The sequence below is a fragment of the Pseudoxanthomonas mexicana genome, from assembly GCF_014397415.1.
GTDB lineage: Bacteria > Pseudomonadota > Gammaproteobacteria > Xanthomonadales > Xanthomonadaceae > Pseudoxanthomonas_A > Pseudoxanthomonas_A mexicana.
Genome location: NZ_CP060731.1, coordinates 3,493,283 through 3,504,592 on the forward strand (window position 1 = coordinate 3,493,283; position 11,310 = coordinate 3,504,592).

Sequence of the window (11,310 nt, forward strand, 5' to 3'; positions counted from 1 at the left end):
TGCGCTACGGAGCGCCGGCCGCCGGTGAAGTTGGCGCCGGCTCCGCTTCGGGCACCGGTGCGGGCGCGATGCGCAGCAGCTTGCCGTCTGGCGCAGGCGCATCGACCAGTACATAGAGCGCGCCGTCCGGCCCCTGGCGCACGTCGCGGATGCGCTGGTTGCGGTCCGTCAGCAGGCGCTCTTCATGCACCACGCGGTCGCCGTCCAGTTCCAGCCTTATCAACGCCTTCGCCGCCAGTGCGCCCAGGAACAGGTTGCCCTTCCAGCCCGGCAGCGCATCGCCGGTGTAGAAGGCCATGCCGCTGAGTCCCGGGGATTTCGCCCACACATGGTGCGGCTGCTCCATGCCGGGCGCCGCCGTACCCTGCGATCCCGGCACCGGACGACCGCTGTAGTCGATGCCGTGCGTGATGACCGGCCAGCCGTAGTTGAGGCCGGCCTTCGGGATGTTCAGTTCATCACCGCCCATGGGTCCGTGCTCGGTCGCCCACAGCTGGCGCGTCACCGGATGCAGGGCCGCACCCTGCACGTTGCGATGGCCGTACGACCAGATCTCGCCGCGTGCACCCGCACGGGACACGAACGGATTGTCCGCCGGCACCTTGCCGTCCGCGTGGATGCGCACGATCTTGCCCGACAGCTTGTCCAGTTCCTGCGCCGTGGCCGCACCCACGCGGTTATCGCCCTGGGTGACGAACAGATGGCCCTGGTCGTCGAACACCAGGCGCGCCCCGACATGCGTGCCGTGCGACAGCTTGGGCTCCTGCGTGTACACCACGCTCGACTCGACCAGCGCATCGCCGCGCAGCTTGCCGCGCACCACCGCCGTTCCCGCCTTGTTGCCGCGGAAGTTCGGCTCCGCGAACGCCAGGTAGATCCAGCCGTCCTGCGCGTAACCGGGCGACAGCGCCACGTCCAGCAGGCCGGCCTGTCCGTCCACGAAGATGTCGGGCAGGCCCGTGATCGGCGCGGACACGACGCCATCGGGCGCGACCCGGCGCAATCGCCCCGCGCGCTCGGTGACCAGCAGCCCTCCATCGGGCAGGAAAGCGACCGACCAGGGATGGTCCAGCCCGACCACCTGCTCGGCCACCACGAAGGCCTGCTTTTCCGATGCGTACGCCACCGGCGCGGGATCCTGCACCGAACGCGGCGGCTCGGCGGGTGCGGCGACGGGTTCGGACGGGCGGCACGCGGCCAGTGCGATGACCAGCAGGCACAGCGGATAGCGCATGGCGGACTCCTGTCGGGGTGCGGATAGCCGGCGCGATGGTAGCACCGGGCAGGCCTGTGTCCGCGGCATGTGAGATGGCCGGTGAAGGGCCGGTCCCGCGTTCATGTAGACAGCAACGGAACGGCGAACATCAGGGGACCACCATGCCGCAGAAGCAACAGATCAAGACGTTCATCCTGCAGAACTTCCTGTTCTCGGACGACCCGGCCGCCGTGGGCGACCAGGACTCGCTGATCCAGGGTGGCATCATCGATTCCACGGGCATCCACGAACTCGTCTTCTTCCTGGAGGACGCGTTCAAGCTGCAGATCGCGGCCGAGGAAATGACGCCCGCCAACTTCGACACCATCGAGACCGTCGACGCCTTCGTCTCGCGCAAGCTGGCCGGCTGAGCCGCTACATCCGCGCACGCCATGGAGCGCCTGACCACCCAGCTCGCCCGGATCGCCCGCGATGCGCCCCACCGCATCGCGATGGTCGATGGCGAGCGCAGCATCGACTACGGCAGCTTCCGGCAGATGGCCTCCGGCTTCGCCCATCACCTGTGCCAGTCGGGCCTGCGTGCCGGCGACCGCGTGGCGCTGATCCTGCCCAACCGGATCGAGGCCGCGGTCGCGGTGTACGGCATCTGGCTGGCAGGCGGCGTGGCGGTGCCGCTGAATGCACAGGCGCGCGCGCGCGATTTCCTGCCCTGGCTGCGCCACTGCGAGGCTCGCTTCGTCCTGCACGAAAGCGGACACCGCGATGTCGAGCAGGTGTTCGCGCAATGGGACGGAACGGGCATACCCCTTCCCTGCGCCATCGCACTGGAACCTGCGGGGGCGCTTCCGGTGGCGGACGGCGGGGATGCGTGGCCCGAACCCGATGCCGACGACACCCTGGCGCAGCTGCTGTACACCTCGGGCACGACAGGCGACCCCAAGGGCGTGATGCTCAGCCACGCGAACCTGGCCGCCAACACGCGCGCCGTCGTGGCCTACCTGGGACTGGTGCAGGACGACCTGATCGTCAACGTGCTGCCGTTCTACTACGCGTATGGTGCCTCGGTCCTGCACACGCACCTGGCGACCGGCGCCTGCGTCGTGCTCGGTCCGGGCCTGGTGTTCCCGGTCCAGGTGCTGGAGGCGCTGCAGCGCCACCGCGCCACCGGTTTCTCCGGCGTGCCCTCGACCTACATCCTGCTGCTGGACCTGCTGGAGCGCGGCGGCCACGACCTGTCGTCGCTGCGCTACCTGACCCAGGCCGGCGGCGCCATGCCGCCCCCCGTGGCCGACCGCGTCCGCCAGGCGCTGCCGGCCGCGCGCCTGTTCCTGATGTACGGACAGACCGAAGCGACCTCGCGCATCAGCTGGCTGCCGCCCGAACGCCTGGACGAAAAGCGTGGTTCGGTCGGCATCCCGGTACAGGACACGCAATGGCGCATCTGCCGAGACGACGGCAGTCTGGCCGGCCCCGGCGAGAGCGGCGAAGTCTGCGTGCGCGGCCCCGGCATCATGCTGGGCTACTGGCGCAATGCGGACGCCACGGCCAAGGCGCTGCGCGATGGCTGGCTGCGCACCGGCGACGTGGGCCAGCTCGATGCGGAAGGCTTCCTGTTCCTGCAGGGGCGCCGCAGCGACATGATCAAGACCGGTGCGCATCGCGTGCACCCCACCGATGTCGAGGAAGTCATCGCCGAACTGCCCGGCATCCGCGAAGTCGCGGTGGTCGGCATCGACGACGCCACGCTCGGACAGGTCATCAAGGCGTTCGTGGTGGCCGACGAACCGGTCCCGCGTGCCGAAGACCGCATCAAGGCGCACTGCCGCGCACGCCTGGCCGCCTACAAGATTCCCCGGCACATCACCTTCGTCGACACCCTGCCGCGCACCGCGTCCGGCAAGGTCCGACGCATCCAACTGACGGAGCAGACCGCAAGCCCATGAGCCAGCTCGATCACCACGTCCTCGACATCGACTACCAGAGCGAAGCCGACCGCATCTGCGCGCGCCTGCGCGAGATCACCGCGCGCCAGCTGCACCGCCGCGGCCTGGTGGTCGCGATCTCCGGCGGCATCGACAGTTCCGTCAGCTGCGCGCTGGCCGTGCGCGCCCTGGGGCCCGAACGCGTCTTCACGCTGATCCTGCCCGAACAGGACTCCTCCGACGACAGCGCTGCGCGCGCGCGCATCCTGGCCGAGCACCTGGGCGTGCGCACCGAGACCGTGGACATCGCGCCCGCGCTGGCGGCGATCGGCTGCTATCGCGCCCGCGACGAGGCGGTGCGCAACACGCTGCCCGAATACGGCGAAGGCTGGAAGTTCAAGATCGTCATCGATGGCGGCACCGAAGGCCGCATCAACCGGTTCCGCCTGGTAGCACAGTCTCCCGACGGCACGATGCACAAGCGCGACCTGGCCCTGGCCGATTACCTCACCATCGTGGCCGCGACCAACTTCAAGCAGCGCATCCGCAAGACGCTGGAGTACTTCCATGCCGACCGCCTCAACTATGGCGTGGTCGGTACGCCGAACCGCGTCGAATACGACCAGGGTTTCTTCGTCAAGAACGGCGACGGCTCGGCCGACGTCAAGCCGATCGCGCACCTCTACAAGTCGCAGGTGTACGGCATGGCACGCCACCTGGGCCTGCCCGAGCGCGTCTGCGCCGCGATACCGACCACGGACACCTACAGCCTGAGCCAGGGCCAGGACGAGTTCTACTTCGCCCTGCCCTACCAGCAGATGGACCTGGCGCTGTGGGCGCTCAACCATGGCCGTCCGGCGAGCGAACTGGCGATCGCCCTGGGCATCACCCCGGCGCACGCACAGGCCGTCTACGACGACATCCGCAACAAGCGCAGGACGACGAAGTACCTGCACATGGCGCCGGTCCTGGCCGGCGACGTTCCCGAACTGGACTGAGCGATGAACGCCGTGCCCACCGCGCCGCAGTACCTCGTGGAAGCCGGCCTGCCGGCGCGCGACCGCGACACGGTGCTGGGGCTGTGGCGTGGCAACCTGGGCCAGGATGCCCGGATGACCGCCAAGTACGAGTGGTTCTACCTGCGCTGCCCGCATGGAGAACCGCTGATGCAGTTGCTGCTCGACGTCCCCGGCCAGGCCCACGTCGGCACCGCATCGGCAGGCCGCAGGCGGCTGGAGTGGCGCGGGCGCGAACTGCGTGCCGGCGTGCTGGTGGACCTGGCCGTACTGCCGCAGCACCGCTCGCTGGGTCCGGCGCTGATGCTGCAACAGGGCCTGATCGCGGCCGCGGGGGAAGCGCTGGACGTGTTGTACGGGTTTCCCAATCCGAAGGCGGCGCCGGTGTTCAAGCGCCTCGGCTACGCGCAACCCGCGCAGCTGGTGCGGTACGCGCGCGTCCTGCGCCATGCCGGCTACCTGCGCGAGCGCGTGCCGCGCTGGCTTGCGCCGGCGGCAGGCTGGCTGGCGGACCGCGTGGTCGCCTGTCGCGACGCATGGACGCGCCTGCGCAGCCCCCACCTGCGTTCGGCCTGGGCTGACCAGGCCGATGCGCGCATCGATGCGGTCTGGTCCGGTTCGCCCAAGGGCGATGACGTGATCGCGATCCGCGATGTCGGCCACCTGCGCTGGCGCTTCGACGAATCGCCGCTGGCGACAACCCGCTACGTGCTGGTCAAGCGGGCGCATGACCGCGCCCTGCAGGCCTGGTTCGCCGTGCAACGGATCGACGGCACGCTGCATGTGCGCGACTTTTGGTCGGTCGACGGCACCGACGGCATGGCGGCGATGCACGTAGGCGAACTGGTGCATGCCGCGAGGAAGGCGGGCTGCAGCGCGGTATCGGTGGAGATGTGCGCGTCGGACGCGCAGCGGCGCGGATGGCATGCGCTGCACTTCGTCGAACGCAGCCGCCGCCCCGTGTTCCTGCGCTGGAGTTCGCCGCAGGACACGGCCGCATCGGCGCCGCTGTTCCTCACCTCCGCCGACGAAGACGAGTAACGCCAGCGGCCTGGCGCCGGGCAGTCCCGGCCGCCATCACGCCAGGCGGCGCGCCTGCCGGCGGAACAGGTACAGCGCCAGCCAGTCCTCGCGGAAGCGGCCGTTGCCATCGACAACGGTGTCGGTTTCGAAACCGGTGCGTCCCAGCAGCCAACCCACCCCGTGCCCGGTCGGATTGAGTACCGGCACGCTGGTGAACACCAGTTCGTAGCCCGCCTCGCGCGCGCGCTGCGCAATCGCCGCATCGAACGAGCCATGCGGGAACGACATCGATTCGGCGCGTGCGCGCGGCTGACCCAGCTGCCTGGCCAGCGCCTCGCGGGCACCGCCCAGTTCGGCATCCAGGTCCTCGGCCAGCCGCATCGGCGTGTGGGTCTTGCCATGCAGCCCGAGCGCGACGCCGCCGTCCTGCAGCCGCTGCAGTTCCTCCACGGTGACCATGTGGCGATGCCCGTCGTCGAGGCGGGCCATGAGCGGTTCCAGCACGCGGGCGCGCGTGTCGGCATCCAGCGCTTCCAGACGCGCGATCACTTTGCGCAGCGACGCGATCGATTCGTCGACGCCGGCCGCCGGCAACTGATCTTCCGGCAGCGCCGCCACCAGTTCGTCCACGCTCAACGCACTCCGCCGCCACGCGGCGATGAGGCGTTCCTGGAAAAAGGGCTGGCGCGTGCCCACCGCATCGGCCACGACGAACAGCAGCGCGGGCAGGCCGGCGCGCCGCAGCGCGGGCAGCGCGTAGTCCACGTTGTCGGCCCACCCATCGTCGAACGTGATCAGCAATGCGCGTGGCGGCAGGGCCGCACCGGTGCGCCTCGAAGCCAGCACCTGCTCCAGCGACACCACGTTGTAATGGCGCCGGAAGAAGGCGAGCGACTGTTCCAGCCGTTCGGTGGACAAGGTGTAGTCCGGATCGCAGGACGCCCAGCGCGGATCGTCCGGACTCAGGGTACGATGGAACATCACCACCGTCAGGCTGTCGGCATTGCGCAGCCGATGATAGAGGCCGAGCAATCCGCTCGTGTACAGCAGCTTCCTGGAGACGTCCTTCAACATGGCGTGCGACATCGAAGTTTCAGTGATTATACCGACGTACAACCGCCGGACCCTGTTGCCGCGCGCCATCGACTCCGTCCTGGCGCAGACGCGCGCCGTGGAGGAGATCATCGTGGTCGACGACGGCTCCACCGACGGCACCGGCGACATGCTGCGCGAACGCTACGGCGACCGCGTGCGTCACGTATGGCAGTCCAACGCGGGCGTATCCGCGGCGCGCAACCACGGCATGCGGCTCGCGCGCGGGCGCTACCTGGCCCTGCTCGACAGCGACGACGAATGGATGCCGGAGAAGACCGCGCTGCAGGTCGCCTTCCTCGATGCCCGGCCGGAGTTCGGCATGGTGGTCTGCGACGTCGAACGCATCGACGGCGACTACCGGCACATCGACGTGTTCCGTCGCCGCGACGTCGTCCGCGAGGACGGATGGGCCCTGCGCTGGCTGCTGCACAATCCGGCCCTGATTCCCGCGTCGGTGATGCTGCGCCGGCAGGTGGTGGAGCAGCTGGGTGGATTCGACGAGGCCCTGCGCACCGCCGAGGACCTCGAATTCCACCTCCGCATCGCGCGCCACTGGCCGATCGGCGTAGTCGAACAGCCGCTGGTACGCGCGATGCGCGGACACGAAGGCCTGTCGGCGGCCAGCAGCACGTACGACGATTATGTCCGCGTGGTCGAGAAGGCGGTCGCCGACGCGCGCGGCACGCTGGACGACGGCGAGCTGGATGCCGCCCTGGCCGGCACCTACCTGCGCAATGCGCGCGGCATGCTGATACGCCGCCGCTGGGCCGCAGGCACCGCGCTGGCGCGCCGCGCCTGGGGCCTGTCGCGCGACCCCGCGCAGCGCCGCGAGATCGCGGGCCTGCTTCCGTTCGGCGTGAAGCGCTTCCTGCGCGGCCTGGTGCCCGGCTAGCCCGGCGATCGTCACGTACGGCGCCGCTCAGCGCGCGCCACGGCCGAACAGCACGACTTCGACGGTCTGCAGCAGGATCATCAGATCGAACACCAGGCCGTGGTTCTTGACGTAGAACAGGTCGAACTTGAGCTTCTCCTCCGCATCGCGCACCGACGCGCCGTACGGGTAGCGGAGCTGCGCCCAGCCGGTGAGGCCCGGCTTCACGCTGTGTCGAACGCCGTAGTAGCGCACCTCGTCGTTGAGCATGTCGACGAACTGCGGGCGTTCGGGACGCGGGCCGACGAAACTCATGTCGCCGCGCAGCACCGCGATCAGCTGGGGTAGCTCGTCCAGGCGCGTCTTGCGGATGAAGCGCCCCACCCGGGTACTGCGGTCGTCGTCCTTGCTGGCCCACACCGCCACGCCGCCCTTTTCCGCATCCACCCGCATGCTGCGGAACTTCGTCAGGGTGAAGTGGCGGCCGCGCTCGCCCACGCGCGTCTGGCTGTAGAAGACCGGGCCACCGGACTCCATCCACACGGCGATGCCCACCACGATCATCAACGGCCAACTGACCAGCAGCAGCGCACCGGCGGCAAGCAGGTCGAAGAACCGCTTGCTCAGCCGACGCGGCGTGGAGTAGTCGAAACCGCCCGAAAACACCAGCCACGACGGATCCACCGCGTTGAGCTGCACCATGCCGGCTTCGCGCTCGAAGAAGCTGGACAGGTCGACCACCGAAATGCCCTGCTGCACGCACTGCAGCATCTGCTCCATCGGAAGCCCGCCCCGCCGCTCATCCGGCGCGATCACCAGTTCGTCGATCTGCAGGCGGTCGGTGAGTTCATGCAGGCCCTCCTCGCCCACAGGCACCAGCAGGTCTTCGCGCACCCACACGGGCTGGCCGGGCACCGGCACGAATCCCACCACGGTGAACGTGCGGCGGTCGGAACGACGGCGCATGCAGGAATTGATCAGGTCGGCGTTGCGTCCAGCGCCCAAGATCAACACGCGCTGCTTCAGCACGTCGGAATGGAACAGCCGCACCCAAGCCAACCGCACCACGAGGATGCCGCCCGCGCCGATCGCCAGCGAGATCGCCAGCACGCCGCGGCCCAGGTAGGACGGAGGCACCAGGTAGTAGAACACCACCAAGGCGATGCCGCCGAGGACGAACGACAACACCAGCCGCAGGATGAAATCCATCCGCGTATGGCGGACATGCGTCTGGTACAGGCCGAAGGCGGTCATCGCGCCCGTGATCGCCAGCGCCACGAGCAAGGCGCGCCATGGCGTCTGCTCCAGGAACCGGATCTGGTACTCCGGCTCGGTGTGGAAACGCAGCCACGCCGCGGCCATCACGGCCGCGAACAGGACCACCACTTCCGCCAGCCACAGGAAACGGATGACCCGGTCCTTGCGGCTCTTGCGCGCTGCCTTCATCGAAGCCCCCCTTGCTGTTGCGGCGATCCGGATTCCGGCCCGGAGCTCGCCCCTTCATCGCCGCGCCACGCCCCCACCCATACCGGGGGTGACGATCGCCACGTCCCGGCACGTCTGGCGTATCCGACACATATCTCCCAACGCGACTTGCTCCCCATGCCGGACACGTGGCAGAAAAAAAGCCGCCCCGGAGGGCGGCTCGATGCATCTGCGCGTGGGCCTGGCGTCAGGGCCTGACCACACCCCGTCGGTAACGTGCGGCGGGGGCGGTCCGCCAGCGCGGGCGCTCGCGGACGGGCAGCCTCGCGCCGGGCACGGTCAACGCCGGCTGCGAGGCCGTCGTGGGCTGCGCCGCCGCCCCGGCCGGTCGCGGCGGGATCAGGGGCTGCGATCCGTTGACACGGATCGGATCGGACACCTGGTCGATGTCGAACTGCTCGAACGCGCCGATGTCGATGCGGCCTTCCAGCATCAGGCGCGCATGGGCATCGCCCACCGCGAGTTTGGTCCGTCGCGGCGGATCGAAGGCCGGCAACACCTGGGGCGTCGGGAAGGGAAACGCCGACGGCGTGGCCGGAGCGTTGTTGCCTGCATTCAACAGCGGACTACCAGCTCGTGGACGGAAATTCAGCTGCGCCAGGTCGGTGAACATCGGGTCGCTGCCGCGCAGGGTGCCGGTCCATTCCGCCGGTACCAGCGCTGCACTGGCCTGCACCCAGTTGTTGGAACCGGCCACCTTGCGGCCGTCGGACCAGGGCTCCCGGCTCTGCGGCCCGCAGTAAGGCGTGTCGACGTTGCTCGCAGGATTCTCGCGCACGATGTTCGGCGCGCTGCCGGACGCCGGCTGGTAGATGACGTTGTTGTGCATCTCCAGCGACCCCTGGCCCAGCTGGACCAGCACCGCGTTCGCCGTGCCGGAACGGTCCATCAGGATGGTGTTGTTCACCAGCCGCGTGCGGCCCTGGTTGCGGCCGTTCAGGTCGCCACCGATGCGCAGCGCATTCCCCGAACGGCTGGTCGAACGGTGGATGATGACGTTGCCGACCAGTTCGGCATCCTCGCGACGCAGGTCCGCCGTCCAGCCCGCCTTCTGGGTTTCGCAATCGGGGCCGATCAGTTCGACCTCGTGCAGGTCCGAGCCCTCGATCCAGTTGTAGTGGATCTCGGCGCGCTGGTGGCGCACGCGCACCAGCACGCCACCGGTGGCGCTGTGCACGTAGTTGTAGCGCATCCTGAAAACCGTGTCGGGATACGCCACTTCGTCCGATTGCATGTAGATCGCATGGCGGCGGTCGCCCTGGCCGGAGCGCGCGATCTCGCTGTACTCCAGCGTGAACGATCCCGAGTTCTGGTCTGCACCCAGGATGCCGTGCGACGGGCAGTCGTGCACGTAGACGTCCCGCACGGTGGCGTTGTGCGCCTCGCTGAAGATGCACGAACTGGAGCCGCCGGTGACCTCGAAGCCCTCGAACACAATGTGGTTCGATTGCTGGAACTTGATCGTATGCGTGCCGCCGGACAGCAGCGGCCGCGTCGCCCCGGCCACGCGGCGCCAGCGGATCGTTACCGGACTGGCCTGGGTTCCGCTGTCGTCGTCGCCCACCACGATGTTGCCGGCATAGCTGGCGTTGCCGTCGACCTCGACGATGTCGCCGGGCGCGAGGTTGACGCTGTTGAAGAACGTGGTGAGCTGGGTGTACTGCCTACCGGGGCCGATGTTGTAGGTGGCGGCGGCCGCGCTCAGCGGCACGGCGGCCAGCAGCCCCAGCCCGAGCAAGGGTTTGGAAAGATGCATCAATTGACTCCCGCGAGTGCTCGCGTTCCGTTGTATCCCCTGTCCTGCCATTTTCATGGCATCGGCGTGAATGCCCTGCTAATCCGCGCACCGGATGGGCACTGCGGATGAGACGGTCGCCCCAGTTCGGATATCCGCCTTGACGGTGATACGTGGGGAACGGGGCGCAGCGGCCGCGAGGATCGCCGTCGCGAAAATCTTTCGCTCAAGTTATTGACGGGTGAAAAGCGTTCGTGCAGAATTCCGCGTCTAACGAAACGCGCCCGTAGCTCAGCTGGATAGAGTACCTGGCTACGAACCAGGCGGTCGGGAGTTCGAATCTCTCCGGGCGCGCCATTATCGAAACAGGCAGACTGATGGTCTGCCTGTTTTTTTTTCGTCCCGACGAAAGCCTGCGACCGGGACGCACGCACCTGCGACGAGACATAAAAAAACCCCGCAGAGCGGGGCTTTTTTATGTCTGGCGGAGTGAGAGGGATTCGAACCCTCGATAAGGCTTTTGACCCTATACTCCCTTAGCAGGGGAGCCCCTTCGGCCACTCGGGCATCACTCCGGGTCTGTCGCACGCCGCAGGCAAGCCGCGACGGCCGCCTAGGATAGCGGCTCGCCGCTCAGGCGGCAAACAAAATCACTCGGACGTGATGTTTTCCGATGCGGCAGGCGAGCCGATCTCTTCGCCGCGCTGGATGCGCTGGTAGATTTCTTCGCGATGCACGGCCACATCCTTGGGCGCGGTGATACCGATACGCACCTGGTTGCCTTTGACGCCAAGCACGGTCACCGTGACCGAGTCGCCGATCATCAGGGTTTCGCCGACACGGCGGGTCAAGATCAACATGTTTCTTCTCCGTAATCCGGCAAAGGATAGTGCCGGGGGCGCGCCGGGCCCGTGAAAAGGGCCGGGGGCTTCCTGGTACATTCATGA

The 11,310-nt window shown here is 68.2% G+C and carries 10 protein-coding genes and 2 tRNA genes; 6 read left to right on the forward strand and 6 right to left on the reverse strand.

Features of this window, described 5'->3' with window-relative positions:
* Positions 1 to 4: 4 nt before the first annotated feature.
* Positions 5 to 1,234, reverse strand: coding sequence for a PQQ-dependent sugar dehydrogenase (locus tag IAE60_RS16360; protein WP_187573052.1), 1,230 nt, complete (start codon positions 1,232 to 1,234; stop codon positions 5 to 7).
* Positions 1,235 to 1,377: 143 nt separating this feature from the next.
* Between IAE60_RS16360 and IAE60_RS16365 the strand changes: the two genes are divergently transcribed.
* From IAE60_RS16365 to IAE60_RS16380, 4 genes are read left to right on the forward strand one after another with little or no spacing between them, the layout of a single operon-like run.
* Positions 1,378 to 1,626: an acyl carrier protein gene (locus tag IAE60_RS16365; RefSeq protein WP_162110280.1), complete on the forward strand. Its 249-nt coding sequence runs from the start codon at positions 1,378 to 1,380 to the stop codon at positions 1,624 to 1,626.
* A gap of 21 nt (positions 1,627 to 1,647) precedes the next feature.
* Positions 1,648 to 3,159: a class I adenylate-forming enzyme family protein gene (locus IAE60_RS16370; protein WP_187573053.1), complete on the forward strand. Its 1,512-nt coding sequence runs from the start codon at positions 1,648 to 1,650 to the stop codon at positions 3,157 to 3,159.
* Positions 3,156 to 4,136 (forward strand): NAD(+) synthase, encoded by a 981-nt coding sequence (gene nadE, locus IAE60_RS16375; RefSeq protein WP_187573054.1) that lies wholly within the window; start codon positions 3,156 to 3,158, stop codon positions 4,134 to 4,136. The genes IAE60_RS16370 and nadE overlap by 4 nt, the downstream gene beginning before the upstream one ends.
* 3 nt (positions 4,137 to 4,139) lie before the next feature.
* Positions 4,140 to 5,195, forward strand: a complete 1,056-nt coding sequence (locus tag IAE60_RS16380; protein WP_187573055.1) for a GNAT family N-acetyltransferase — start codon at positions 4,140 to 4,142, stop codon at positions 5,193 to 5,195.
* Between the two features lie 36 nt (positions 5,196 to 5,231).
* Here the strand turns inward: IAE60_RS16380 and IAE60_RS16385 are convergent, their stop codons facing one another.
* Positions 5,232 to 6,251: a polysaccharide deacetylase family protein gene (locus tag IAE60_RS16385; protein WP_187573056.1), complete on the reverse strand. Its 1,020-nt coding sequence runs from the start codon at positions 6,249 to 6,251 to the stop codon at positions 5,232 to 5,234.
* On the opposite strand from IAE60_RS16385, the gene IAE60_RS16390 reads away from it, so the two are divergent.
* Positions 6,217 to 7,164 carry a glycosyltransferase family 2 protein gene (locus tag IAE60_RS16390; RefSeq protein ID WP_187573057.1) on the forward strand — a complete coding sequence of 316 codons (948 nt, stop codon included), beginning with the start codon at positions 6,217 to 6,219 and terminating at the stop codon, positions 7,162 to 7,164. The genes IAE60_RS16385 and IAE60_RS16390 overlap by 35 nt on opposite strands.
* Positions 7,165 to 7,191: 27 nt before the next feature.
* On the opposite strand, the gene IAE60_RS16395 is transcribed toward IAE60_RS16390, so the two are convergent.
* Together IAE60_RS16395 and IAE60_RS16400 are read right to left on the reverse strand one after the other, a co-directional pair.
* On the reverse strand, positions 7,192 to 8,589 hold the full coding sequence (locus IAE60_RS16395; protein ID WP_187573058.1) for a TIGR03013 family XrtA/PEP-CTERM system glycosyltransferase: 1,398 nt from the start codon (positions 8,587 to 8,589) through the stop codon (positions 7,192 to 7,194).
* A gap of 226 nt (positions 8,590 to 8,815) precedes the next feature.
* Positions 8,816 to 10,384, reverse strand: coding sequence for a right-handed parallel beta-helix repeat-containing protein (locus tag IAE60_RS16400; RefSeq protein WP_187573059.1), 1,569 nt, complete (start codon positions 10,382 to 10,384; stop codon positions 8,816 to 8,818).
* 259 nt (positions 10,385 to 10,643) lie between these two features.
* On the opposite strand from IAE60_RS16400, the gene IAE60_RS16405 reads away from it, so the two are divergent.
* A tRNA-Arg gene (locus tag IAE60_RS16405) sits at positions 10,644 to 10,720 on the forward strand.
* A gap of 125 nt (positions 10,721 to 10,845) precedes the next feature.
* Here the strand turns inward: IAE60_RS16405 and IAE60_RS16410 are convergent.
* Together IAE60_RS16410 and csrA are read right to left on the reverse strand one after the other, a co-directional pair.
* Positions 10,846 to 10,938, reverse strand: a tRNA-Ser gene (locus tag IAE60_RS16410).
* A 75-nt stretch (positions 10,939 to 11,013) separates the two neighbouring features.
* Entirely contained in the window at positions 11,014 to 11,223 is a 210-nt protein-coding gene (csrA, locus tag IAE60_RS16415; protein ID WP_162110288.1) for a carbon storage regulator CsrA, read from the reverse strand.
* Positions 11,224 to 11,310: the final 87 nt, after the last annotated feature.